This window comes from Allobosea sp. LC85 (genome assembly GCF_000735605.1).
Taxonomy (GTDB): Bacteria; Pseudomonadota; Alphaproteobacteria; order Rhizobiales; family Beijerinckiaceae; genus Allobosea.
In genome coordinates, this window is the sequence record NZ_JPKG01000047.1 from 88647 (window position 1) to 111100 (window position 22454).

Genomic DNA, 22454 nt, shown 5'->3' on the forward strand with positions numbered 1-22454 from the left:
GCTGACATGTTGGCGTGCACATAGTCACTGCAGCACATCCTTGGACCCGGTATCCATGCCCGCAGTTGCGCCGCCCCTCCCCTCGCGAAATCTTGGCCGTACCGAATTGAGGGTCTCGACGCTCGGCTTCGGCGGGGCGCCTCTCGGTGATCTCTATGCAAGGCTCGACGAGGCTCAGGCCGTCGCAACCGTGGAGGCGGCAGTCGCCGCCGGCGTCACCCTGATCGATACCTCGCCGCTCTATGGCCACGGATTGTCCGAGCATCGCATCGGTGCGGCACTGCGCCGGGTCGGCCGCGAAGGCGTGCTGCTCTCCAGCAAGGTTGGTCGCGTCGCAGAGCCCTTCGCGGGGCGCGGCGACGGCTCGGGCTATCTGGGCGGCCTGCCGCATGGCATGCGTTTCGACTATTCCTATGACGGCACCATGCGCTCGCTCGAGCAGTCGGCCCTTCGGCTCGGCACGGACCAGATCGACATCGTCCTGATCCATGATGTCGACATTTGGACCCATGGCGCGGACGCCATCGAGGACCGGTTCTCCGAGGCGATGGCCGGCGCATACCGCGCGCTCGACAAATTGCGGGCGGCGGGTACGGTCAAGGCGATCGGAGTCGGCGTCAACGAAGCGGAGATGTGCGAGCGGTTTGCCCATGCCGGCGACTTCGACACCATGCTGCTTGCCGGCCGCTATTCGCTGCTGGAACAGCCGGCGATCGCATCCTTCATGCCTCTCGCCCGGAAGAAAGACATCGGTCTGATGCTCGGCGGTGTCTTCAATTCCGGCATACTGGCGACCGGCCCCGTCACCGGTGCCAAGTACAATTACAAGCCCGCTCCGCCCGAGATCCTGGCACGGGTTGCTGCCATCGAGATGACCTGCCGGCGCTACGCGGTGCCGCTGCGTCGTGCTGCGCTGCAATTCCCGCTCGGCCACCCCGCCGTTTCGAGTATCGTCATGGGGGCGGTCGCCCCGGCGGAGGTCGCCGACCAGCTTGCCGAGCTTGCCGCGCCGGTTCCGCTCGAGCTCTGGAGCGCGCTCAAGGCCGAAGGCCTGCTCGGCGCTGATGTTCCTGTGCCGGAATAGCCCGATGCGGATCGACGCCCATCAGCATTACTGGCAGGTCTCGCGCGGCGACTATGGCTGGCTGACCCCGGCACTGGGCCCGATCCATCGCGACTTCGGTCCGCAAGACCTGGTGCCGCTGCTGGCGCGGCACGGCATCGAGCGCACCATCCTGGTCCAGGCCGCGCCGACCGAGGCCGAGACGGCATTCCTGCTCGACATTGCCGAGCGCAACCATAGCGTCGCCGGTGTCGTCGGCTGGTGCGATTTCAATGCGCTCGATGCATCCGAGCGGATCGCTCGCCTGAGCGGCGATCCGCTGCTGGTCGGGCTCAGGCCCATGGTCCACGACATTCCCGACGAGAGCTGGCTGGCCCGTCCCTCCCTCGCGCCGGCCTTCGCGGCGGTCGCAGCCCATGACCTCGTCTTCGATGCGCTGCTGCGACCGCAGCACATCACGCCGCTGCTGACCGTTCTCGATCGACATCCGACGCTCGCCGTCGTGGTCGACCATGCCGCCAAGCCGGATCTCATCAGCGGGGAGATCGCGAACTGGCGTGAGGATATCGCCGCAGTCGCCGCGCGGCCCCAGACCTACTGCAAGATCTCCGGCCTCGTCACCGAGGCCGCTGCCGGCTGGACGATCGAGACCCTGCGCCCGGTCGTCTCGCATCTCCTCGCCGTCTTCGGTCCCGATCGCCTGATCTGGGGCAGCGACTGGCCCGTCGTCACATTGCGGGCCGACTATTCCAGCTGGTTCGAAACCGTCGTGGAGTTGCTCGCCCCGCTGCCCGAAGCCGATCGCGCCGCGATCATGGGCGGCAATGCCCAAAGGCTCTATCTCTCGCACCGAGGACGCAACTGACATGCTGAAGGGCATCGACCCTGTCCTGAGCGCCGATCTGCTCTGGGTTCTGGCCGCGATGGGCCATGGCGACGATCTGGCCATTGTCGATGCCAATCATCCGGCTGATACGGTCGCGAGCGCGACCGCAAGCGGAAGGCTGATCCGGCTGCCGGGCCTTTCGATGGCGCGCGCGACCCGCGCCATCCTTTCCGTCCTGCCAATCGACGATTTCGAGCCCGGCCCGGTGCGGCGCATGGAGGTTGTCGGCAAGCCTGACGAGATTCCGCCGGTACAGGCCGAGGTTCAGGCCGAGGTCGACCGCGCCATGGGGCAGCCCACACCCTGCCTCGGCATCGAGCGTTTTGCCTTCTACGCCGCGGCGAAGGCAAGCTTCGCCGTCGTCCAGGTCGGCGACCCGCGGCCCTATGGCTGCTTCCTGCTACGCAAGGGCGTCATCGCTGGTCTTCCGGGCTGAGCCCGCGCGAGGGTTGGCAAGCGCGCCTGCACCGCTCAGGATCGTGAGGCTGTCGGCGTAGCTTCATCAAGCTGCACTGCCACGCTTGGAGGAAGGCTGCATGGCCTGCGCGAACGCCCATCTCGGCACGACGAATTTTGCGACGACGATCAGGATGGGCGGCCGGACGCTGGTTGCCGACGAACCGGCAGCCTTGGGCGGAGCCGATGCCGGGCCGGCGCCCTATGACCTGCTTCTCGCCAGTCTCGGCGCCTGCACGGCCATCACCTTGCGCATGTATGCCGAGCGCAAGCAGTGGAACCTTCAGGCTGTCGATATCGACCTGCATCACGTCAAGGTCGAGAACCGTTCGAAGATCGAACGTGTCATCACGCTGACGGGTGATCTGACGGAGGATCAGCGGGTGCGCCTCGCCGATGTCGCCGAGCGCACACCCGTTACCCTGACACTGAAGGCCGGCGCCGACATTGCGACAAGACTGTCGGACAGCTGAGTCCTGGCGAGTCCGTTTCCGTTCCTGCACTCACGCCGCTAGAAAGAACGCGCCGAGCGACCGAACACGCCCGTGCGTCCTTGGCCCAACCCAGCTCAAACCGGCATTAGGTAGCAAAAGCCACGAAGGGGGTGCCAAAGGCTTGCCGAAATTCGGTTATTGTCCTCGGTCGAGGTCGGATGTCACGATAAAACAAGGCCAACCTGATCAAGCGAGGCATAGATGCAGAACGAAGTGACGATACGGCCCATGGAGGGTGAGGACGCTATCGAGATCCACGCCATTCATACCGCCTGTCTTCGCACTACGCTGCGTGCCCATTATGACGAAGGACAGATCTCGGCTTGGACGACTGGTCGGACGCCGGCGGGGTACCTCCGCGCCCAGGACGGTGGGGAGGCGTTTCTCGTCGCGGTCGCGAATGGCGTCGTTGTCGGCTACGTTTCCTGGGAGGACGGGGAGTTGCTGTCCCTATTCGTCCGACCCCACGCTCAGCGAACTGGGATTGGTACCCTGCTAGCGGACGCCGCTTTCAGGGCGGCGGAGACTGCTGGCTCTCCGATCGTCGTCCTGAAGGCTGCGTTGGGCGCCGGGCCATTCTACGAGCGTTTTGGTTTCGAGGACTCGGGGCCGGGTAGTACGATCAAAAGGGGCGTCGAGATACCGGACCGCCGCATGCGACGCCAGCTTCCGGAAGCGGGCAACGATGGTTATCCCTCACCTGACTAGGTTTCGCTTATGTGATGCGATCAAGGATCGTAGATTGCGATCACCTGGTCGATCGCCGAGACGTGTCTGTTGATCGCCTGAATCCTGGCTGTCAGCTCATCGATCTCGCCAAGCAGCTCAGCGCGCTTCTGCTTCAGCTCCTCGTCAACTCTCACCTGCTCCCGCTCCTTCAAAGGGAGCCGGAAGCTACCAAACAAGTGGCATCAATCTGGTGGTTTTTGCTACTTAATGCCGGGTCAATCGAACCCCGCCTGCTGCGAGCCTGCCCATGCCTGACACTCTCCTCTATCTCGCCGAAGCTGACATCGCGGGGCTCGATCTCGATCCGGCGCTCGCCCGCGCGTCAGTGAGGACGATCTTCAAGGCGCATCTCGACGGCCGGACGCTGAGCAAGCCCAAGCTTGCGCTCGAGATCGGCCCCGGCCACGCCTTCCAGTCGCTGTGCGCGGCCTCGCCCGCGATCGGCATGGCGGCGACAAAATGGCTCGGCATGGCGCCCGCCGCGAATGGCACGGGCACGCCTGGCATCCACGCCATGATTGCTCTCAACGACTATGCATCCGGCAAGCTGCTGGCGGTCCTCGACGGAAACCTCGTCACGGCAATCCGCACGGCGGCGATGTCGGCGGCAGCAGGCGAATTCCTGGCACGTCCGGAGAGCCGCAGCATCGGCTTCATCGGCTGCGGCCTGCAGGCCCGCTCGCACCTTGCTGCGTTCAAGTCCCTCCTCCCCGGCCTGAGCGAGGTTCGCGCGTTCGGCCGAAGCCGCCGCACCACCGATCTCTTCATCGGCCATGCAAGCGAGCAGGGCTTTGCTGCCGAGGCCCATGATGATGCCGGCGATGTCGTTCGCACCAGCGACGTGGTCATCACGACCGTGCCCATGCAGCACGGATTCGAGCCCTTCCTCGACCCTGCCTGGTTGAAGCCGGGCGCCTTCGTTGCAGCCGTCGACGTCGCCCGCAGCTGGCTGCCGAACGGCTTGCGCAAGCTCGACCTCGTTGCCACCGACGATCACCAGCAGCAGGCGGAGAGCCCGCCGATCGCCGTAGATTTCGGCCCGCTCGGCAGCTTCGATGCCGACCTGACAGAACTCGCCGGCGGAGCCCGGCCCGGACGCAGCGACGCAGAGCAGCGCGCCATGTTCATTTTCCGCGGCTTCGCGCTCGCTGATCTTGCCGTGGCGGCCACCGTCTATCGCGCGGCCCTGGCCAAGGAGGCCGGCCTGCGGCTCCCGCGCTGATGTTGCGTCAGCAAACAGGAAGACAAGGCGTCGGAGCTCTGCTAGCGTCACATATTCATCCATAGGAATATGTGAGATCTTCGATGCTGGATCGTCGCGCTTTCACTCTCGGAGCCACCCTGACAGCGGCAGCCACGCTCTGCGGCGGCACGGCACGAGCGCAGGTCGTGGCACGCGCCGGGCTAGGCAAGGCTGAGATCCTGGTGCTGAGCGATGGCGGCTTCCAGCTGCCGCTCTCCATGCTCGCGCGCGATACGCCGCTGCCGCAGCTCGAGGCGATGACCGGCAGCAAGGGCCCGTCCGAGACGGTGCTGAATGTCACCTGCCTGAAGCGCGGCAACGAGACGATCCTGTTCGATTGCGGCGCCGGCGCGAACTTTCTTGCCGGCAGCGGCAAGCTCGCAGCAAGCCTCGAGGCCGCCGGCATCGCGCCCGACAGCGTGAGCCATGTCGTCTTCACCCATTTGCACCCTGACCATCTCTGGGGCGCGCTCGACGAATTCGACAGCCCGGCCTTTCCAAAGGCAACCTGGCTGGCGGCCCGCGACGAAGTGGCGTTCTGGACTGACGCCAAGGTCTATGAGCGACTTCCCGAAGACCGGCACGCCTTCGCGGCCGGCGCGCAGCGCGTGCTGAAAGGTCTCCAGGACGGGCTGAAGACCTTCGCCGCAGGCGAGGAAGTGCTGCCGGGCATCGCGGCTGTCGCCACGCCCGGCCACACGCCGGGTCATGTCTCGTTCGAGATCAAGGACGGCAGCGACAGGCTGCTCGTGCTGGGCGACGCGGCGACGCATCCGGTTGCATCCTTCGCGCATCCGGAATGGCGCCCAGCCTCCGACCATGACGCGGATCAGGCGGTCCAGACCCGCAAGGCCGTGCTTGGCCGGGCCGCCGACGAGAAACTGCGGGTGGTTGGCTATCACCTGCCGAAGGGCGGGATCGGCACGGTCGAGCGTACCGGGCAGGCCTTCCGCTTCATCCCGGCCGCGGCCTGATCGGCAGGAGAACGCTCAATCGCAGCGACGGCGGCGCCCGAGGCGTTCGGCCAGCATCTCGCGCACCGAGCCCTCGACCAGCACAGCGATGCCGATGCGAGCGCCGAGCATCATGCCGGCGACCGCCAGCGGCCAGGACAGCGCCATCAGCGAGCCGGCCGTGACGCCCTGCCCGATGGTGCAACCGCCGGCGAGAATGCCGCCGAACCCCATCAGCGCGCCGCCCGCCAGATGGCGGCGCATCTCATGGTGATCGTCAAAGGCCTCCCAGCGGAACTCGCGATCGTAGAGCGCCGAGGCAAAGGCCCCGAGCATCACCCCCAAAATGGTGCCGACCCCGAAATCAAGGAATCCGATGGGGTGGCTCAGGACCGCGTAGAGTGCCCTGCCGATTGGCGAGACGAAGGTCAGGCTCTGCGGGCGCGGAAACGCGGCGAATTCATCGATAGCCACACCCGTCGCCCACCAGCCTGCAACGACTCCGCCCCCCAGCGTCAGCCCGGCCAGCAGCAGCCGCGGCGAACGTCGCAACCGAGGGTCGGCCAGTACGGCCAGTATCAGCACTGTGGCCGCGACGAGAACGATGGCGAGGCGCCAGTCGCCAAGCCCGAACCGGGCGAGCAGCGACGGCAGATCCCCCTGCACTCCACCGGGAATCGGCAGGGCGACCGTCTCGAGCACATCAATTCGAAGGGAGGCCAGCATGCCGCGGAGCGTCGCATAGGCGACGGCGCCGAAGACCATCATCACGATCAGGCTGCGCAGGTCGCCGCTGCCGAGACGAACGAGAGAGCCGAAGCCGCAGGTTCCGACCAGCGCCATGCCGATTCCGAAAACCGTACTGCCGAGCAGGATCGAGAGCCAGGGCAGGGCCGAGGGCACATAAGTCGAGAGCCGGGGTGAAAGCCAGCCGAGACCGACCAGAAGCTGCGTGCCCACGAGCGCGACGGCGAGTGCGAGCCCGAAGATGCGCAGGCGGCGCGTATCGCCGCCCATCCAGGCATCCTCGATCGCCCCGAAGGAGCAGAGCCGGGCACGCCGGGCCGTAAAGCCGCAGGCTGCGCCGATGAGAACGCCGATCAGCGTCACGGCCCAGGTCGGCAGAGGTTCCATGATCGTCAGACGCCCCTGCCGGCCCGCAATTCAATCACGCAAGCGGTCCGTGCTCTCGGGACGGTTGCAGAAGATGTCGTAGATCACCGAGATGACCTGACGCACATCGTCGTTGGCGAGGCTGTAATAGATCGCCTTGCCGTCGCGACGGGTGGTGACCAGCTGGTCGAGCCGGAGCCGCGCGAGTTGCTGCGAAACCATCGGCTGGCGCAGCGAGAGGATGTTTTCAAGTTCAGTGACGGTGCGTTCGCGCTCGGCCAGCAGGCAGAGCAGCAACAGCCGGTTTTCGTGGGACAGGGCTTTCAGGAAATCGCTGGCCTTTCGGGCCTTGCGCATCAGCTGATCGAGCTCGGCCGAGAATTCGGCGCCGTCGCGCAGCTCGGCTTCGAGGGCCTTGGAGACAATCGCGCTCATTTTCGCTCCATTGTCGCGGACTGGCCACGGGTTCGATGGATGGGAGTGTCCATGCCAGCAAGCATCTTGCCAAGCAAACCCCAGAATGCGTCGTCGCTGATATAGCCGGTGATCCGGCCGACCTCGCGCCCCTCATCCATCAGGACGAAGGTCGGGGTGAAGCGAACCGGTGCAGCGAGCCCAGGCTCGTCCGCGCGGGTTGAACCGAGATCGACACGCCTCAACGGCGCTGCCTTGCCCTCCGGCGTGCTGGCATAGACAGGCGCGACCTCCCGGTCCCAGCGGGCGCACCAGAGGCAGCCCTCGCGCTCGAACATCACCAGCTCGGCGGCCCGCAACGGAAGGCTGGCAAGCGCCATCCCCACCAGCGCTGCGAGGCCCGCATGCCGGCCCAGCCATTTCGCGATTGCTTTCATCCGACAAACATAGTCGTATTCATATGTTTAAACAATTGGCGGGTTGAACCTTGTTCGACATCTCGATCGCGGGAGCTTTCGCAGCCGGGCTGCTCTCCTTCCTGAGCCCCTGCGTGCTGCCCTTGGTGCCGCCCTATCTCTGCTTCCTGGCGGGCGTCGGCATCGGCGAATTGTCCGGCTCCGACGGCGTGCTGACAGCCGCGCAGCGCCGTCGCATCGTCGCCATGGCGGCCGTTTTCGTGCTCGGTTTCGCCACCGTCTTCGTCGCGCTCGGCGCCACCGCCTCGACCATCGGGACCTGGATCACCACCCATTTCGACACGCTGTCCATTGCCGCCGGCGCAATCATCCTGGTCATGGGCCTGCATTTTCTCGGCTGGCTGCGGATCCCCCTGCTCTACCGGGAGGCCCGTTTCCAGACATCCGCACGTCCAGCCGGCCTGCTCGGCGCCTATCTCGTCGGGCTTGCCTTCGCGTTCGGCTGGACGCCCTGCGTCGGGCCGGTGCTCGCGACAGTGCTGATGGTCGCGGGCGCCGAGGGCAGCGCCTCGCGCGGCGCGCTTCTGCTCGCATCCTACGCGCTCGGCATCGGCCTGCCCTTTCTGCTGGCGGCGGTCTTCGCCGGTCCCTTCCTGACTTGGCTCTCCCGCTTCCGGCGGCACATGGCCGTCATCGAGAAGACCATGGGCGCCGGGCTCGTGGTGACGGGCCTGCTGTTCATCACCGGAATGATGCCGGCGCTCGCCGGCTGGCTGCTCCAGACCGTCCCGATCCTCGGCACGATCGGCTGAAGGGAGAGTTTCCATGCTGACCCGACGCCGGCTTCTCGGCTCTGCCCTCGCCGCCCCCTTCGCACCTCAGGCCCTCGCCGCCGCCAGGCTCGGCGAGGACGGGCTCTACCAGCAGGACTGGTATCTCGAGAGCTTCCTCGATCTCTCCGAGGACATCGAGACCGCGACCCGCAACGGCAAGCGCCTCGCGATCATGTGGGGCCTGAAGGGCTGCCCGGCCTGCCGGCGAATGCATGAGGTGCATCTCGCCGATCCCAGGATCGAAGGCTACATCAAGGCAAATTTTGAGGTGCTGCACCTCAACCATATCGGCGCCCGCGAGGTCACCGATTTCGATGGGCGCAAACTGGGCGAGAAGGCGCTGGGCGAGGCCTATGGCGTGCGCTTCACCCCGACGATCCAGTTCATGCCCGAGAGTGCAGACGGACTTGGCCAACGCAAGCCGCAGGCCCGCGAGGTCGCCCGCATGCCGGGGCTGCTCGAACCACGCGATTTCCTCGCCATGTTCCGCTTTGTGCGGGAGAAGGGCTACGAGACTGCGCCCTTCCCGGAATGGCTGAAGCGGCAAGGCGCCTGACATCGGCCACCTCAAGACGCAAATCATCCCGGCCACGGAGGAACCGAGGCCGGGATGACGTTGGCTGCCGCTGGGCCTTGCCTCTACTTGTTCACCGGCGATTCCGGATCGAACAGATAGGCCATCACGTCCTTGATCTGCTGTTCGCTCAGCACCTTGTTGGTGCCGAAGCGGGGCATGTTCGAGCAAGGCACGACGGCTTGGGAATTGTAGATCTTGGTGTAGGCGTCCTTGATCGCCTCGGCGTCGTATTTCCGGTCCTTGCCATAGGCGGCGAGGCTCGGGCCGAGCGTACCGTAGCTCAATTCCTTGGGATCGAGCTGGTGGCAAGCGAAGCAGTTGCCGCCGGAAACGGTGTCCGGCGGATCGGAAAACTGACCACCGCGGCCGTTATTGGCGACCTTGTAGCCTTCCTTCCAGTTGCCGAGGAATTTGCCGTCGGCCGGATAGCTGACCCTGGCGAGTTCGCGCTTGGTGATGGCCTCCGCATCTGCGGACGAAACCTGATTGCGATGGACATTGCATGCCGCCAGCGATTCATCCGGCGCAATGCGCGCCTGCCATTCCGCCGGCGCCTTGCCGAAAGTGGACTTCACATAGGCCTCGATCGTCGCCTGGCTCGGCCTGGCGGGCTTGTCCTGCGCGAGAGCCGGAGCACAGAACGCGAAGGCGCCCAGGGCAAGGGAGGCGAAAGCTGATCTGATCATCGGTTCCGTCCCCTCAGCGCTTGATCGAAGGCACATTGAGCTCACCGCCGGCCGCCTGCTTGTTCAGGAAGACGGTCAGCGCGGTCAGGCTGTCCGAGCCGAAATCCGGCACCGGCCAGCGCTGCTGGCGATAGCAGTCCCAAAGGCGGTGCTGCATCGTGCGAAGAGCGCTCTGGGAAACGCGATAGGTCGGCCAGGAGGCCATCGTCGCCTGCGCCGTGGCGCCCGGCACGGACAGGTTGGGCAACCCTTGCAGGCGGATACGCTTGCCTTCCTCGGCGTGGCAGGTGGCGCAGGAGAAATCCATCACGCCACCGCGTCGGTAGAACAGCTCCTCGCCGACAGCCGCCATTTCGAGTTCCTTGGCATGATTGAGCTGCGGCTCGAGCTTCATGCCGTTCGATTTGTTGGCGATGAAGGCCGTCAGGTCCTCGAGATCGGAGGCCCTACCCGGCGCGGAGAAGCGCCGCGACAGCACGTCCTTGGTGTCGAGCCCCTGGACCTTGTCCATGCACCAGAGCAGACGCTGCTCCAGATCCATGACCTTGTCGGCATCCGCGAAATGGCGCGGCAGCCGCGCATAGGTGCCCTCCAGCTTGCCGGCGCCCTCGCCGAGATCGCAACCTTCCAGCGAGACATTCTTGGTGCCGCGCTTCGTCGTCCAGATCTCTTCGCCGCGATCGACTGCGAGATAGCCGGGATTGGAGAATGGGTCCGAGAGCATCTGGCGATAGCGCTCGATCTCCTTCTCGCTATCGTCCTGCGGCGGCGATTGCGCGGTCAGATGCCCGGCCGCGAGCGTCATGGCCGCGGCGAGAACTGCCGCGCCGATCACAGTGAGCTTCATGCCCTGCCCTTTCGTTTCCCCAACCAGCCGCTTCATGCGACCTTCATTCCCGGCTTTCTTGATTTGAAAGCCTTTACATTCACAAAAAACAATATCACGATATGTCGAAATGATGTGCGACGGACGGTCGCGTCGTCAAGAGCTAACCAGAATAATTCCAGGGAGGATGCCCGAATGGATTTTCAGCAAGCGGGGCTGTCGCGCCGTAACGCTCTCAAGGCGGGCGCCTTCGCCGCCGTGGCCAGCCTTCTCGGCGCCAAGCTCGCCTTCGCGGATGAAAAGACGGTCGCGAACGAACTGAAGAAGCTCTATGGCGACAAGGCTTTCGCCGCGGGCAAGATCAAGCTCGACGTTCCCGAGATCGCCGAGAACGGCCTCGTCGTCCCGATCAATATCGAGGTCGAAAGCCCGATGACGGACGCCGACTACGTCAAGGCCGTGCATGTCTATGCGGACGGCAACCCGCTCCCCGGCATCGTCAGCTACAGCTTCACGCCGGCTTGCGGCAAGGCATCCGCCGCGACCCGCATGCGCCTCGCCCAGACCCAGAACATCGTCTGCGTCGCCGAGATGTCGAACGGCGCGCTGCACATGGCCAAGGCCAATGTGAAGGTCACGATCGGCGGCTGCGGCGGCTGAGACCCGCCCGTTCCAGCCCCGACAACGATAAGATCACGGTGAGGATACACCCATGAGCACCAAGCCCACCCCGCGGGTCCGCGTTCCGGCCAAGGCCGCCGCAGGCGAGATGATCGAGATCAAGACGCTGATCTCGCACGAGATGGAATCCGGCCAGCGCAAGGATGCCAAGGGCGAGACCATCCCGCGCAAGATCATCAACAAGTTCAGCGCGAGCTTCAACGGCAAGCCGGTCTTCTCCGCCGACTGGCATCCCGCGATTTCGGCCAACCCCTACCAGTCCTTCTTCTTCAAGGCGACGGAATCGGGCGAATTCACCTTCACCTGGAAGGATGACGACGGCTCCGAATACACCGCCAAGAACAAGCTGACGGTCGGCTGATGTCTCGCCGGCCGCGACCTGGCCGGTTGCTCGCAGCGAATGGACAAGCGGGGCGAAAGGTCCCCGCATGAGGGCGGCTGCGTGCCGCCCAAGGGTGGATCATGATCTCACGGCGCGATTTTCTTCAGGCGACATCGGCCGCGGCGGCCATCACGCTGGCTTCCGGGTTGGGCCCACTCGGCAGCGTCGCCGCGCAGCAGCGCCTATCCCAGGCCGACATCCTGCGCTTCGACCCGCTCGGCACCGTGACGCTTCTCTACGTCACCGATATCCACGCCCAGCTCGTGCCGCTGCATTTCCGCGAACCCTCGATCAATCTCGGCGTCGGCGAAGCCAAGGGACAGCCGCCGCACCTGACCGACGCCGAATTCCGGAATCATTTCAAAATCGCCACCGGCTCGGCCGACGCATTTGCCCTGACCTCCGACGACTTCACCACGCTTGCCCGCCAATACGGCCGGATGGGCGGGCTCGACCGCATCGCGACGCTGGTCAAGGCGGTCCGCGCCGAACGCGGTGACGACAAGGTTCTGCTGCTCGATGGTGGCGACACCTGGCAGGGCAGCTGGAGCTCGCTCCAGACCCGGGGGCAGGACATGGTCGACGTCATGTCGGCCCTGAAGACAGACGCCATGGTCGGCCATTGGGAGTTCACGCTCGGTGCCGAGCGCGTCAAGGAGATCGCAGAGAGCGCTTCCTTCGCGTTTCTCGCCCAGAACATTCGCGACAAGGAGTGGAACGAACCCGTCTTCAAGCCGCGCAAGGTCTTCGAGAAAGGCGGCGTCAAGATCGCAGTGATCGGCCAGGCGCTGCCCCGCACCGCCATCGCCAATCCGCGCTGGATGTTCCCCGACTGGGAGTTCGGCATCCGGGAGGAGGAGATCCAGAAACAGGTCGAGGAGGCCCGCGCCGAGGGCGCCGCCATCGTCGTCCTGCTCTCGCATGACGGTTTCGACGTCGACCGGAAACTGGCCACGCGGGTCAAAGGCCTGGATGTCATCCTGACCGCCCACACCCATGACGCGATGCCCGGCGTGGTGCGCGTCGGCGATACCGCCCTCGTCGCCAGCGGCTCCCATGGGAAATTCCTGTCGCGGCTCGATATCGCGGTCAAGGACGGCAAGGTCGCCGATATCCGTTTCAAGCTGATGCCGGTCTTCTCCGAGGCGATCACGCCCGATACCGAGATGGCGGCACTGGTCACGAAGCTCCGCGAGCCCTTCGCCGCCGACCTCGCCCGCGAGATCGGACGGACCGAGTCGCTGCTTTACCGCCGCGGCAACTTCAACGGCACCTTCGACGACCTGATCTGCGACGCCATGCTCAGCCAGCGCGACGCCGAGATCGCGCTGTCTCCGGGCTTCCGCTGGGGCGGGACGCTGCTTCCGGGTCAGCCGATCACCTGGGAGGCGATCACCAACGCAACCGCGATCACCTACCCCAACTGCTACCGCATGGAGATGACCGGCGCCCAGCTCAAGGAGATCCTCGAGGATGTCGCCGACAATATCTTCCACCCCGATCCCTATTTCCAGGGCGGCGGCGACATGGTCCGCATCGGCGGCATGGGCTACGCCATCGATATCGGCAAGCCGATGGGCAACCGCATCTCCGGGCTGACTCACCTGAAATCCGGCAAGCCGATCGATGCGTCCCGGAAATATGTCGTCGCCGGCTGGGCCAGCGTCAACGAGGGCACGCAGGGGCCGCCGATCTGGGACGTGGTCCGCGACCATGTCGCCCGCACCAAGACCGTTTCGATTACGCCGAACGACGCCGTGAAGGTGACTGGCGCCTGACCCGCGCGTCCTGCCTGAACACTCCCAATCCAAAGGATTCCGCCGCCATGACCTCCCCCCGCAACCGCGAAAGCCTGAGCAGGCGCCGTTTCCTCGGCGCGGCCGGAATGGCTGGCGCGGGGCTGGCCGCCTCGGCCACTGGTGCCCGCGCCGGGGCTCCCGACCCGCTGATCACCGAGGTCCAGGACTGGAACCGCTATCTCGGCGAAGGCGTCGACAAGCGGCCCTACGGCATGCCCTCGCGCCACGAGAAGCATGTCATGCGCCGGGACGTCTCCTGGCTGACGGCATCCCCGGAATCCTCGGTCAACTTCACGCCGCTGCATGAACTCGACGGCATCATCACGCCGTCCGGCCTGTGCTTCGAACGCCATCACGGCGGCATCGCCGATATCGAGCCGGCCAATCACCGCCTGATGATCCACGGCCTCGTCGACAAGCCGCTGGTCTTCACCATGGAAGACATCCGGCGCATGCCCCGTCAGAACCGTGTCTACTTCCTCGAGTGCGCCGCCAATTCCGGCATGGAATGGCGCGGCGCGCAGCTCAATGGCTGCCAGTTCACCCACGGCATGGTCCATAACGTCATGTATACGGGCGTGCCGCTGAGGGCTCTGCTCGAAGAAGCAGGCGTGAAGCCGACCGCCAAATGGCTGATGCTGGAAGGTGCGGATTCCTCCGGCATGAACCGTTCGCTTCCGCTTGAGAAGGCGCTCGGTGACGTGCTCATCGCCTTCGCCATGAATGGCGAGGCGTTGCGGCCCGAGCAGGGTTATCCGCTGCGTGCCGTCATCCCGGGCTGGGAGGGCAATCTCTGGGTCAAGTGGCTGCGCCGCATCGAAGTCGGCGACAAGCCCTGGATGGCGCGCGAGGAAACCTCGAAATACACCGACCTGCTGGCGGATGGCCGCTCGCGCCGCTTCACCTTCATCATGGACGCCAAATCCGTGGTGACCAATCCCTCGCCGCAGGCGCCGCTGAAGCATAAGGGGCGCAACGTCCTTTCGGGGCTTGCCTGGTCTGGGCGCGGCACGATCAAGCGCGTCGACGTCACGCTCGACGGCGGCAAGAACTGGCAGAGCGCCCGCATCGACGGCCCCGTTCTCGACAAGTCGCTGACCCGCTTCTATGTCGATTTCGACTGGCCCGGCCAGGAACTGCTGATCCAGTCCCGCGCCATGGATTCCACCGGCTATGTCCAGCCGACCAAGGACGAGCTGCGCAAGCTGCGCGGCGTCAATTCCATCTACCACAACAACGGCATTCAGACCTGGCTCGTCCGGGCGAATGGGGAGACCGAGAATGTCGAGATCGCCTAAGCTCGCCCTGCTTGCGGGTTTCGCGGCGCTCGCCGTCGTCGCAGCCGGCCCGTTGATCGCGCAACCGCAGAAGCAGGTCCAGCCCAAGCCGAAACCGCCTGTGGCCGAGCAGCCCGCGCATGCGAAACTCAATCTCGGCCGCCCGGCACTGCCCGAGGAGATCAAGGCCTGGGACATCGACATACGGCCGGACGGCATGGGCCTGCCGCCCGGCAAGGGCACGGTGAAGCAGGGCGACGAGATCTTCCAGACGCAATGCGCGAGCTGCCATGGCGAGTTCGGACAGGGCAATGGCCGCTGGCCCGTTCTGGCCGGCGGCCAGGGCAGCCTGACCTCGGACCGTCCGGAGAAGACGATCGGCTCATTCTGGCCCGATCTCTCCACCGTCTACGACTACATCCGCCGCGCCATGCCCTATGGCAATGCGCAGTCGCTCTCACCGGACGAGATCTACGCCCTGACGGCCTATCTGCTCTACCTCAACGACATCGTGAAGGACGAGGAGTTCGAACTGTCTGATAAGAATTTCACCAGCGTCAAACTCCCGAATGCCGCGACGTTCTATGACGACGACCGCGAGACCACCGAGAAGGCATTCTGGGGCAAGGAGCCCTGCATGAAGGACTGCAAGTCCGAGGCGAAGATCACCGGGCGCGCCGCCGTGCTCGACGTGACACCCGATTCCAAGACCGCCCCCAAGGTGGATTGATGGGGGCAGGCAGCGCCATCGCAGAGCGTCCCTCTCGAGCGGCCCTGGCCGCGCTGGCTGGTTTCGCGGCGCTCATCCCCTCGGTAACCTGCGCGCAGGCGGCCGGCGATCGCGCGCTCGGCGAGTATCTTTCATCGGAATGCACCGCCTGCCACCAGACCAGCGGGCGCCATGATGGGGGTATTCCCGCCATCATCGGCCTTCCTTCCGACCAGTTCATCGCATTGATGAACAGCTACAAGGACAGGCAGCGTGAGAACCAGGTGATGCGCACCATCGCCGGGCGCCTGACCCGGGAAGAGGTCGAGGCGCTGGCAAGCTATTACGGTAGCCTCAAACCAGCTCAATAGATCGGATGCCGGCGAAACCCGAGGGAGGGTCAAATGTCACATTCATTCGCGGACTCCACTCGTCGCAGCATGCTTCTGGCAGCGGCCTCCGGTCTTGCTGCAGCCGCAACACCAGCGCTTGCTGCGCCGCGCGACCTCAAGCTCACGGACCTCCAGAAGGAGGCTGATATCGCCTGTGTCTATCATTGCGATTTCGGCGATCCGCCGCGCTTCGTGCAGATGCTGACCAACATCGCAAACCACTACTTCGCCTATGGCGCCGACCCGTTTGCCCTGCAACTGGTCGTCGTCGCGCACGGGCCGGGCGTGAAGTTCTTCCTCAACGATCTCGCCGACACCAGTTGGCGCGACGAGGTCATGGTGCCCAAGATCTTCGAGCGGATCGAGGATGTCGCGAAGAACGGACTCAAGGTTCATCTCTGCGAGATCACCTTCGATCGACTGAAGCTCGACAAGGCCAAGGCTCGCAATGCCGAGTTCATCAGCTTCGTGCCGTCGGGCGTGGCAGCCGTGGCTGCGCTGCAGGCCAAGGGCTTTGGCTACATGAAAGTCGGATAGGCCCAAAGAAGGCCTGCCGGGATCAGGACCACCGGATTCACTGACGACAATGGGGAGAGAGAGATGCTGATCGATCGCCGTTCACTGGTTCTGTCCGGGCTGGCGCTCTCCGGAGCGACAACCCTTGGCGCCCCTGCAGTGCTCGGCCAGGCCAAGCCGCGCGTCGTCGTGGTCGGGGGCGGCGCAGGCGGTGCGACGGCAGCCCGCTACATCGCCAAGGACAGCAACGGCGCCATTGCGGTGACCTTGGTCGAGGAGAACGAGCGCTACCAGACCTGCTTTCACTCCAACCTCTATATCGGCGGATTCAAGAGCTATGATGAGATCGTCCATGGCTATGACGCGCTGGCCAGGAACAACGGCATCACGCTTGTCCGCGCCCGCGCCACCGCGATCGACCGCGACAAGAAGGAGGTCGTGCTCTCCACCGGCGAACGCCTGCCCTATGATCGGCTCGTGCTCTCTCCAGGCATCGACCTCAAATATGATTCCGTCCCCGGCTGGTCGAAGGAGGCCGAGGAGGCGATGCCGCATGGCTGGAAGCCAGGCCGCCAGACGCAACTGATCAAGGAGCGGCTCGACGCGGTGCCGGATGGCGGCCTGATCGTGATGATCACTCCACCCAATCCCTATCGCTGCCCGCCAGGTCCCTATGAGCGCGCCTCGATGTTCGCTCATGTCCTGATGAAGACCGGCCGCAAACAGGCGAAGATCGTCATCCTCGATCCGAAGGAGAGCTTCTCCAAGCAGGGCGTCTTCCAGCCCGACTGGGAGAAACGCTACGGCACGATGATCGAGTGGCTCGGCCCCAAAGTGCATGACGGCATCAAGTCGGTCGATCCGAAGACCAACAGCGTCGTGACCGGCTTCGAGACCTACAGGAACTGTGCCTTCGTCAATGTGATCCCGGCCCAGATGGCGGGCGCGATCGCGCGCGAGGCCGGCCTTGCGCCTGCCGGCGGCTATTGCGCCATCGATCCCGCCACGATGAAGTCGGCAGCCGATCCCACCATCTTCGTCCTCGGCGATGCCTGCATCGCTGGTGACATGCCGAAATCCGCCTTCTCTGCCAACAGCCAGGCCAAGGTTGCGGCCATGGTCATCCGCGGCGAATTGTCCGGGTCGCGCACCTTCCCGCCACGCTACGTCAACACCTGCTGGAGCCTGGTCGACACCGACGACGCCATCAAGGTTGGCGGTCGATATGAGCCGAAAGACGGCAAAATCGCCGCTGTCGAGACCTTTGTCTCGCAACCCGACGAGAGCGACGAGCTGCGCAAGCAGACCCAGGCCGAGAACATCGGCTGGTATGCCGGCATCACCGCCGACATGTTCACGTGATTGGCCCAGGCTCCGATTAGAAGCATTCTGAATTTTCCGCCGCCGATTCCGCGCGGTCTGCCTAAGAAGGAACCATGATGAAAGCGATTGCCTGCGTCACGATCCTGATCGCTGCCGCGATCTTCGGGAACTCAGCCCAAGCCCAGGATGTCGCCGCCGGCGAGCGCTCCTGGAACAAGTGCCGCGCCTGCCACCAGCTCGGCGAAAGCGCCAAGAACGCGGTGGGGCCGGTCCTGAACGGTCTCTTCGGCCGGCATTCCGGCTCCATCGAGGGCTACAGCTACTCCACCGCCAACAAGAACTCCGGCATCACCTGGGATGAGGCCGTCTTCGCCGAGTACATCAAGGATCCGCGGGCCAAGATCCCCGGCACCAAGATGGTCTTCGCCGGCATCAAGAACGAGCAGGAGATCAAGGATCTCACCGCCTTCCTCAAGCAGTACGACAAGGACGGCAAGAAGATGTGAGCTGAAGCCAGCCTCGATCAGGCCGGAGACCGATACCTGCGCGACGACGGGGGCTGCCCTGTCGTCGCGTCGCTTGTTCCGCCCGACGTATTTTGGCATGAGCGCTCGCAGGCGTTCCGAGTGCGGAACGGATTTTCTGCTCGCAAGCCAAGGCTCCCGCCATGTCGGACACGAAGCGCCCCCGCATTGCCATCACCTACTGCACGCAGTGCAACTGGCTGCTGCGCTCGGCCTGGATGGCGCAGGAACTGCTCTCGACCTTCGGCCCCGATCTTGGCGAAGTCGCGCTCCTGCCGGGTACAGGCGGGACCTTTCAGATCCATTATGACGACGTGCTGATCTGGGACCGCAAGAATGACGGCGGCTTTCCCGACGTGAAGGCGCTGAAGCAGCGCGTGCGCGACCGCCTCGACCCCGGCCGCGACCTCGGCCATCTCGACCAGAGCCACGGCTGAGCGGGCGTCCTCGAGCGAAGCTCACGGCCCCGCACCCGGCCTGGGCAGATAACAGCTGTCGGACACGCGACTGTCTGCCCTGCCTTACCGCCTGGTGCCTGGCAAGTTGAAGCTCAGGACCGCGAGCTCTGTCCTGTTATGCGCACCGAGCTTGCGCATGACATTGCGGACATGGACCTTGACGGTGCTTTCCTTCAGGTCGAGCTCATAGGCGATCACCTTGTTCGCCTTGCCATGCTGCACGGCCTCCAGCACCGCCGCCTGCCGAGGCGTGAACATCGGCCGCGGCCCGGCAGCGTCTCCCGGCTTGCCCGCGCGGCGCGACAGCAGACTTCCGGACGGGATGAACACGCCGCCCGAACGCACCAGACTCATCGCGCCGCGTGCCACGTCGAGGCTGAGCGTTGTCGGGATATAGCCCTTCGCACCGGTGGCGATGGCCTCCAGCATCTCGTCGACGTCCTCGGTATCCGAAAGGAGGACCAGTGAGATGTCGCCATCGCCGGCGAGATCCTCGATCTCCCGCTCGATCTCCTTGCGGCAGCGCGGACCGCTGACATAACGCAGGACTACCGTTCCCGGTCGCGGCGGACATGGCCGTTCGCGCCGCCATTCGGCCAGCGACGAAAAAGTCTCGACCTCGTAATCGCGACTCTGGGAGAGCAGGGATGAAGCCAGGCAATCACGGATCAATTGCCTGGCTTCGATGATGATGATGGAGGCCGGCTGCTCGCGAAGACGAGAAATGTCTTCGGTTCCCGAGCGAAGCGAAGAAGGCCGCCTATCGGCCATGAGCGGCAGATTCTCATGTACATTTTCAAATATCATAACAATATCCTTGAATTAAAACTACATCGCCTCGTAATTTTGCCAGAATTAAGTCTAAATGGAGAAGTGCCGCCGCTTTCCCCATATATTCAATTTTACATACATTCTAAGGTGACGAAAGAAAATTATTAACAATAACCAACAAATGTTTCCATTCTGATCTCCACCTTGGAAAAATAACTTCTGAACGCCATGTCAAAGCACGGTCTCAGCCTCTGCCCCATTGACGGAAAGACCAGCCATACGGCGCAGGCGCTCCATGTCGTGAATGCTGAACTGGCCCGCCGCGAAGGACATCACCCGCTCAGCCTGCAGGAACTGCATGACGCGATGCAGGTGGACGCCAGTCACCCCGCAGGCCTCTGCCAGATGGCGTTTGCTGAGCGGGGTCTTGAAGCTTCCGTCATGCATCAGCCCTCGGATCAGCAGCCGGTCGTGCAACGTCACGACGAAATGCGCGAGCGCGCGAGAGGTCCGCCCCGCACCGAGTGCTGTCAGCGAATCCACGAGGCGGCGCCGACCGGCAACCGCAGCGCGCGTGATGCTCCGCATGAAGCTCTCGTGCCGGAACATCTCGTCGACTCTCGCCGGCGCAAAACTGCACAGCATGACGGGCGTAAGGGCAATGATGGTGCTCTCTGACGGGCCCACCATGACCGTATCGAGGCCGATGAGGTCCCCAGGAAGGAGGATGGCGACGAGCTGACGCTCGCCGGATCCCAGAGCCCGGTACTCCGCGGCCCAGCCGGAAAACAGCGTGAACAGCCCAGGCCGCGCGCCTCGTTCCAGGATCACGCTATTGGCTTCCGAGAACCTTTGCCCCTGCTTGAACTCTTCCAGTGTCGTGGCGTCCGCGTCCGACACGCCATGGAGGGCGGGAATCTGCCGCAACGGGCATGTCAGGCACCACACGCGCTCCCGCGCGACGCCCGCATGGTTCGACGCTACGACCGACTGGATCCGATGCATAACCTCCTCCGCCAAGGCTGCGCGATGGCCCGAGAGGTTAACTTATGTTAACCGCCAATCCCCGATAAGCTGCATTTGTCGGACCCAGTTTCGACCGCTCCATTGTACTTTAGCGCCCCAGAGGACTCCTGGAGGGCGCCTGCACCGTCCGATGGTGCGTGAAGCTGGCAGCTGCGTCGTATCGCGCGTTTGGTCCACGTCCAGCGGCGGCGATCGACGGCTCACGCATCGACCGGGTGAAAATGCCGCTCCTCACAACGCCGAATGAGGGCGGAAGCAACCCGCGCCACCTGGGGCGCGACAAGTTCCGGGAAGATCGGCAGCGAGAGAAAGCGCCGCGCCAGCCGCTCCGAGACTGGGAAGTCGCCAGGCTCGTAACCCAGCCCGGCATAGGCCGGCTGCAGATGAACCGGGCGAGGATAGTGAATGCCGGTCGACACGCCTGCCTTGGCGAGTTCCGTCCGCAGCCTGTCCCGCTCTTCGCTCTGGATCGCGTAGACATGAAAGACGTGTTCCGCACGCCGGGCCGGAGCCGGTAGCTGCAGTTCGGTGTCCCCGAGCAGCCGCTCATAGGCCGCGGCGATCCGTCTGCGCTTCTGTGTCCAGCCATCGAGATAGGGCAGCTTGACCTGCAGCGCCACGGCCTGGATCGCGTCGAGGCGCAAGTTGAAGCCGGGCCTGACGTGATTGGATCTTCCCTCCTGCCCCCAGTCGCGCAAGCTGCGCAGCAGCCGTGCGGCGTTGGAATCGTGAGTGACCACCGCGCCCCCTCGCCACAGGCTCCGAGATTCTTGCCGGGATAGAAGCTGAAGCAGCCATATGAGCCGAACGCGCCTGCCCGTATCCCGTCGCGTTCCGCACCATGAGCCTGGGCAGCGTCCTCGATCACGGTGATTCCGTAGCGATTGGCGATGGCGCCAATCGCCGCCATATCGGCGAGCCTGCCATGGAGATGGACGGGCACGACTGCACGGGTCAGCGGCGTGATTGCGGCCTCGAAAGCTTCCGGCGACATGGTGAAGCTGTTGGGATCGACGTCGACCAGAACCGCCTTTGCGCCCGCATAGTGGATCGCGGCCACCGTGGCGACGAAGGTCATGGGCACCGTGATCACCTCGTCCCCCGGCTCGACACCGGCCGCGAGCAGGGCCAGATGCAGTGCTGCCGTGCCGCTGCTGACAGCCACGGCTTCGCCGACACCGCAATATTCAGCGAAGGCTCGTTCGAAGGCCGCGACCGGTTCGCCCAGGACATAATTGCCGCTGCGCAGGAACGACAGGATCGCCGCCTCGAGCGGCTCCTGCACCGTCTTGAACTGAGCTTTCAGATCGAGGAATGGAATCATGAGGTTTCCCCCAGTACGGTTTCAAACAACCTGGGTGCAGTCGCGTTCGCTCCGGCATGACCGATGACGCAGGCCGGTACTCCGGCGACCACCGCGCGGGCCGGCACATCACGCATCGCGACTGAGCCGCAGCTGACCACGGCGAAGGTTCCGATCTCGATTCCGCAGCCAATGGTCGCACTCGAGCCGATAGACGCACCTCGGCGCACGACCGTGGCCTCCCGGGGCCACGCCTGTGCCTCTCGCGACACCTCCGGCCTGGCCGCTCGCGGCATGCGGTCATTGGTGAACACCACGCCATGGGCGATCATGAGCACCTCGTCCTCGAGCACCACGCCCTCACAGATCAAGGTGTGCGAGGAAATCTTGCAGGGGCGGCCGATACGGCTGCCGCGCTGGATTTCGACGAAGGGGCCGATGCGCGAGCCCGAGCCGATGGCACAGCCATAGAGATTGACGAGATCAGGGTGACTGACGACGACATCATCACCGAAATCCACGTCGATGATGGGCATGGCGCTCCCCTTCCCTGCTCCGGCAGAACGCTAGCTCGCAAAAGCAGAACCGGAACGATGGGAATTGG

At 64.6% G+C, this 22454-nt stretch carries 28 protein-coding genes and 1 pseudogene; 19 read left to right on the forward strand and 10 right to left on the reverse strand.

Features of this window, described 5'->3' with window-relative positions; translation table 11 throughout:
- The first annotated feature begins 55 nt into the window (after nt 1–55).
- The 5 genes from FG93_RS22145 (at nt 56) to FG93_RS34065 (ending at nt 3607) form a co-directional block, all read left to right on the forward strand.
- Entirely contained in the window at nt 56–1084 is a 1029-nt protein-coding gene (locus FG93_RS22145) for an aldo/keto reductase (RefSeq protein ID WP_043238528.1), read from the forward strand.
- A gap of 4 nt (nt 1085–1088) precedes the next feature.
- Complete coding sequence (locus tag FG93_RS22150; protein WP_043238530.1) at nt 1089–1928, forward strand: amidohydrolase; 840 nt, start codon at nt 1089–1091, stop codon at nt 1926–1928.
- A 1-nt stretch (nt 1929) separates the two neighbouring features.
- Complete coding sequence (locus FG93_RS22155; protein ID WP_043238534.1) at nt 1930–2385, forward strand: RbsD/FucU family protein; 456 nt, start codon at nt 1930–1932, stop codon at nt 2383–2385.
- A 100-nt stretch (nt 2386–2485) separates the two neighbouring features.
- Nucleotides 2486–2878 carry an OsmC family protein gene (locus tag FG93_RS22160; RefSeq protein WP_043238537.1) on the forward strand — a complete coding sequence of 131 codons (393 nt, stop codon included), beginning with the start codon at nt 2486–2488 and terminating at the stop codon, nt 2876–2878.
- Nucleotides 2879–3127: 249 nt separating this feature from the next.
- On the forward strand, nt 3128–3607 hold the full coding sequence (locus tag FG93_RS34065) for a GNAT family N-acetyltransferase (RefSeq protein WP_369347097.1): 480 nt from the start codon (nt 3128–3130) through the stop codon (nt 3605–3607).
- A 20-nt stretch (nt 3608–3627) separates the two neighbouring features.
- Here FG93_RS34065 and FG93_RS33880 read toward each other — a convergent pair whose 3' ends face one another.
- Nucleotides 3628–3762: a hypothetical protein gene (locus FG93_RS33880; RefSeq protein WP_280114153.1), complete on the reverse strand. Its 135-nt coding sequence runs from the start codon at nt 3760–3762 to the stop codon at nt 3628–3630.
- Nucleotides 3763–3875: 113 nt separating this feature from the next.
- On the opposite strand from FG93_RS33880, the gene FG93_RS22170 reads away from it, so the two are divergent.
- The gene (locus FG93_RS22170) at nt 3876–4850 is read left to right on the forward strand and encodes an ornithine cyclodeaminase family protein (RefSeq protein WP_043238540.1); all 975 of its coding nucleotides are present in this window, start codon (nt 3876–3878) and stop codon (nt 4848–4850) included.
- Nucleotides 4851–4933: 83 nt separating this feature from the next.
- Nucleotides 4934–5845, forward strand: coding sequence for an MBL fold metallo-hydrolase (locus FG93_RS22175; protein WP_043238543.1), 912 nt, complete (start codon nt 4934–4936; stop codon nt 5843–5845).
- 15 nt (nt 5846–5860) lie between these two features.
- Here FG93_RS22175 and FG93_RS22180 read toward each other — a convergent pair whose 3' ends face one another.
- Genes FG93_RS22180 through FG93_RS22190 form a run of 3 tightly spaced genes read right to left on the reverse strand, consistent with a single transcriptional unit; the run spans nt 5861 to nt 7731 of the window.
- A complete protein-coding gene (locus tag FG93_RS22180) occupies nt 5861–6958 on the reverse strand; it encodes a YeeE/YedE family protein (protein ID WP_043238546.1) in 1098 nt (365 codons plus the stop codon).
- Nucleotides 6959–6988: 30 nt separating this feature from the next.
- Nucleotides 6989–7372, reverse strand: a complete 384-nt coding sequence (locus tag FG93_RS22185; protein ID WP_043238549.1) for a metalloregulator ArsR/SmtB family transcription factor — start codon at nt 7370–7372, stop codon at nt 6989–6991.
- Nucleotides 7369–7731 (reverse strand): thioredoxin fold domain-containing protein, encoded by a 363-nt coding sequence (locus FG93_RS22190; RefSeq protein ID WP_244448693.1) that lies wholly within the window; start codon nt 7729–7731, stop codon nt 7369–7371. The genes FG93_RS22185 and FG93_RS22190 overlap by 4 nt, the downstream gene beginning before the upstream one ends.
- Before the next feature lie 107 nt (nt 7732–7838).
- Between FG93_RS22190 and FG93_RS22195 the strand changes: the two genes are divergently transcribed.
- Together FG93_RS22195 and FG93_RS22200 are read left to right on the forward strand one after the other, a co-directional pair.
- Nucleotides 7839–8579 (forward strand): cytochrome c biogenesis CcdA family protein, encoded by a 741-nt coding sequence (locus FG93_RS22195; RefSeq protein WP_244448689.1) that lies wholly within the window; start codon nt 7839–7841, stop codon nt 8577–8579.
- A gap of 13 nt (nt 8580–8592) precedes the next feature.
- Nucleotides 8593–9156 (forward strand): thioredoxin family protein, encoded by a 564-nt coding sequence (locus FG93_RS22200; RefSeq protein WP_043238552.1) that lies wholly within the window; start codon nt 8593–8595, stop codon nt 9154–9156.
- Nucleotides 9157–9239: 83 nt separating this feature from the next.
- Here the strand turns inward: FG93_RS22200 and soxX are convergent, their stop codons facing one another.
- Nucleotides 9240–9863: a sulfur oxidation c-type cytochrome SoxX gene (gene soxX, locus FG93_RS22205; protein ID WP_043238555.1), complete on the reverse strand. Its 624-nt coding sequence runs from the start codon at nt 9861–9863 to the stop codon at nt 9240–9242.
- A gap of 13 nt (nt 9864–9876) precedes the next feature.
- Nucleotides 9877–10668: a sulfur oxidation c-type cytochrome SoxA gene (gene soxA / locus FG93_RS22210; protein ID WP_052514051.1), complete on the reverse strand. Its 792-nt coding sequence runs from the start codon at nt 10666–10668 to the stop codon at nt 9877–9879.
- 216 nt (nt 10669–10884) lie between these two features.
- Between soxA and soxY the strand changes: the two genes are divergently transcribed.
- From soxY to FG93_RS22260, 10 genes are all read left to right on the forward strand, one after another.
- A complete protein-coding gene (gene soxY / locus FG93_RS22215; RefSeq protein WP_043238558.1) occupies nt 10885–11349 on the forward strand; it encodes a thiosulfate oxidation carrier protein SoxY in 465 nt (154 codons plus the stop codon).
- A 52-nt stretch (nt 11350–11401) separates the two neighbouring features.
- Nucleotides 11402–11731 (forward strand): thiosulfate oxidation carrier complex protein SoxZ, encoded by a 330-nt coding sequence (gene soxZ, locus FG93_RS22220; protein ID WP_043238560.1) that lies wholly within the window; start codon nt 11402–11404, stop codon nt 11729–11731.
- Between the two features lie 101 nt (nt 11732–11832).
- Complete coding sequence (soxB, locus tag FG93_RS22225; RefSeq protein ID WP_043238563.1) at nt 11833–13530, forward strand: thiosulfohydrolase SoxB; 1698 nt, start codon at nt 11833–11835, stop codon at nt 13528–13530.
- 47 nt (nt 13531–13577) lie between these two features.
- Nucleotides 13578–14849 (forward strand): sulfite dehydrogenase, encoded by a 1272-nt coding sequence (gene soxC / locus FG93_RS22230; protein ID WP_043238565.1) that lies wholly within the window; start codon nt 13578–13580, stop codon nt 14847–14849.
- Nucleotides 14833–15558, forward strand: coding sequence for a c-type cytochrome (locus FG93_RS22235; RefSeq protein ID WP_043238566.1), 726 nt, complete (start codon nt 14833–14835; stop codon nt 15556–15558). The genes soxC and FG93_RS22235 overlap by 17 nt, the downstream gene beginning before the upstream one ends.
- A complete protein-coding gene (locus tag FG93_RS22240; protein ID WP_043238568.1) occupies nt 15558–15908 on the forward strand; it encodes a c-type cytochrome in 351 nt (116 codons plus the stop codon). The genes FG93_RS22235 and FG93_RS22240 overlap by 1 nt, the downstream gene beginning before the upstream one ends.
- Nucleotides 15909–15941: 33 nt before the next feature.
- A complete protein-coding gene (locus FG93_RS22245) occupies nt 15942–16466 on the forward strand; it encodes a DsrE family protein (protein ID WP_043238570.1) in 525 nt (174 codons plus the stop codon).
- Nucleotides 16467–16529: 63 nt separating this feature from the next.
- On the forward strand, nt 16530–17807 hold the full coding sequence (locus tag FG93_RS22250) for an NAD(P)/FAD-dependent oxidoreductase (protein ID WP_043238572.1): 1278 nt from the start codon (nt 16530–16532) through the stop codon (nt 17805–17807).
- A gap of 77 nt (nt 17808–17884) precedes the next feature.
- A complete protein-coding gene (locus tag FG93_RS22255) occupies nt 17885–18274 on the forward strand; it encodes a cytochrome c family protein (RefSeq protein WP_152579566.1) in 390 nt (129 codons plus the stop codon).
- Between the two features lie 161 nt (nt 18275–18435).
- Nucleotides 18436–18729: a SelT/SelW/SelH family protein gene (locus tag FG93_RS22260; protein ID WP_043238576.1), complete on the forward strand. Its 294-nt coding sequence runs from the start codon at nt 18436–18438 to the stop codon at nt 18727–18729.
- An 84-nt stretch (nt 18730–18813) separates the two neighbouring features.
- Here FG93_RS22260 and FG93_RS22265 read toward each other — a convergent pair whose 3' ends face one another.
- The 4 genes and pseudogenes from FG93_RS22265 to FG93_RS22280 all read right to left on the reverse strand — a co-directional run bounded on the left by FG93_RS22265 (nt 18814) and on the right by FG93_RS22280 (nt 22386).
- Nucleotides 18814–19521, reverse strand: a complete 708-nt coding sequence (locus FG93_RS22265; RefSeq protein WP_161783865.1) for a response regulator transcription factor — start codon at nt 19519–19521, stop codon at nt 18814–18816.
- Nucleotides 19522–19752: 231 nt separating this feature from the next.
- Nucleotides 19753–20526, reverse strand: coding sequence for a Crp/Fnr family transcriptional regulator (locus tag FG93_RS22270; protein ID WP_152579562.1), 774 nt, complete (start codon nt 20524–20526; stop codon nt 19753–19755).
- A gap of 221 nt (nt 20527–20747) precedes the next feature.
- Nucleotides 20748–21871 (reverse strand): annotated as a pseudogene (locus FG93_RS22275) (DegT/DnrJ/EryC1/StrS family aminotransferase).
- Entirely contained in the window at nt 21868–22386 is a 519-nt protein-coding gene (locus FG93_RS22280; RefSeq protein WP_052514043.1) for an acyltransferase, read from the reverse strand. The pseudogene FG93_RS22275 and the gene FG93_RS22280 overlap by 4 nt, the downstream one beginning before the upstream one ends.
- Nucleotides 22387–22454: the final 68 nt, after the last annotated feature.

Bases quoted from the DNA above. Each gene is read 5' to 3' on its own strand.
- FG93_RS22250 (WP_043238572.1), top strand. From the start codon at position 16,530: ATGCTGATCGATCGCCGTTCACTGGTTCTGTCCGGGCTGGCGCTCTCC.
- soxX (WP_043238555.1), bottom strand. From the start codon at position 9,863: ATGATCAGATCAGCTTTCGCCTCCCTTGCCCTGGGCGCCTTCGCGTTC.
- FG93_RS22200 (WP_043238552.1), top strand. From the start codon at position 8,593: ATGCTGACCCGACGCCGGCTTCTCGGCTCTGCCCTCGCCGCCCCCTTC.
- FG93_RS22155 (WP_043238534.1), top strand. From the start codon at position 1,930: ATGCTGAAGGGCATCGACCCTGTCCTGAGCGCCGATCTGCTCTGGGTT.
- FG93_RS22265 (WP_161783865.1), bottom strand. From the start codon at position 19,521: ATGGCCGATAGGCGGCCTTCTTCGCTTCGCTCGGGAACCGAAGACATT.
- FG93_RS22160 (WP_043238537.1), top strand. From the start codon at position 2,486: ATGGCCTGCGCGAACGCCCATCTCGGCACGACGAATTTTGCGACGACG.
- FG93_RS22190 (WP_244448693.1), bottom strand. From the start codon at position 7,731: ATGGCGCTTGCCAGCCTTCCGTTGCGGGCCGCCGAGCTGGTGATGTTC.
- soxY (WP_043238558.1), top strand. From the start codon at position 10,885: ATGGATTTTCAGCAAGCGGGGCTGTCGCGCCGTAACGCTCTCAAGGCG.
- FG93_RS22180 (WP_043238546.1), bottom strand. From the start codon at position 6,958: ATGGAACCTCTGCCGACCTGGGCCGTGACGCTGATCGGCGTTCTCATC.
- FG93_RS22255 (WP_152579566.1), top strand. From the start codon at position 17,885: ATGAAAGCGATTGCCTGCGTCACGATCCTGATCGCTGCCGCGATCTTC.
- FG93_RS22175 (WP_043238543.1), top strand. From the start codon at position 4,934: ATGCTGGATCGTCGCGCTTTCACTCTCGGAGCCACCCTGACAGCGGCA.
- FG93_RS22245 (WP_043238570.1), top strand. From the start codon at position 15,942: ATGTCACATTCATTCGCGGACTCCACTCGTCGCAGCATGCTTCTGGCA.
- soxB (WP_043238563.1), top strand. From the start codon at position 11,833: ATGATCTCACGGCGCGATTTTCTTCAGGCGACATCGGCCGCGGCGGCC.
- soxC (WP_043238565.1), top strand. From the start codon at position 13,578: ATGACCTCCCCCCGCAACCGCGAAAGCCTGAGCAGGCGCCGTTTCCTC.
- FG93_RS22170 (WP_043238540.1), top strand. From the start codon at position 3,876: ATGCCTGACACTCTCCTCTATCTCGCCGAAGCTGACATCGCGGGGCTC.
- FG93_RS22270 (WP_152579562.1), bottom strand. From the start codon at position 20,526: ATGCATCGGATCCAGTCGGTCGTAGCGTCGAACCATGCGGGCGTCGCG.
- FG93_RS22260 (WP_043238576.1), top strand. From the start codon at position 18,436: ATGTCGGACACGAAGCGCCCCCGCATTGCCATCACCTACTGCACGCAG.
- FG93_RS34065 (WP_369347097.1), top strand. From the start codon at position 3,128: ATGGAGGGTGAGGACGCTATCGAGATCCACGCCATTCATACCGCCTGT.
- soxA (WP_052514051.1), bottom strand. From the start codon at position 10,668: ATGACGCTCGCGGCCGGGCATCTGACCGCGCAATCGCCGCCGCAGGAC.
- FG93_RS22280 (WP_052514043.1), bottom strand. From the start codon at position 22,386: ATGCCCATCATCGACGTGGATTTCGGTGATGATGTCGTCGTCAGTCAC.
- soxZ (WP_043238560.1), top strand. From the start codon at position 11,402: ATGAGCACCAAGCCCACCCCGCGGGTCCGCGTTCCGGCCAAGGCCGCC.
- FG93_RS22185 (WP_043238549.1), bottom strand. From the start codon at position 7,372: ATGAGCGCGATTGTCTCCAAGGCCCTCGAAGCCGAGCTGCGCGACGGC.
- FG93_RS22145 (WP_043238528.1), top strand. From the start codon at position 56: ATGCCCGCAGTTGCGCCGCCCCTCCCCTCGCGAAATCTTGGCCGTACC.
- FG93_RS22150 (WP_043238530.1), top strand. From the start codon at position 1,089: ATGCGGATCGACGCCCATCAGCATTACTGGCAGGTCTCGCGCGGCGAC.
- FG93_RS22240 (WP_043238568.1), top strand. From the start codon at position 15,558: ATGGGGGCAGGCAGCGCCATCGCAGAGCGTCCCTCTCGAGCGGCCCTG.
- FG93_RS22235 (WP_043238566.1), top strand. From the start codon at position 14,833: ATGTCGAGATCGCCTAAGCTCGCCCTGCTTGCGGGTTTCGCGGCGCTC.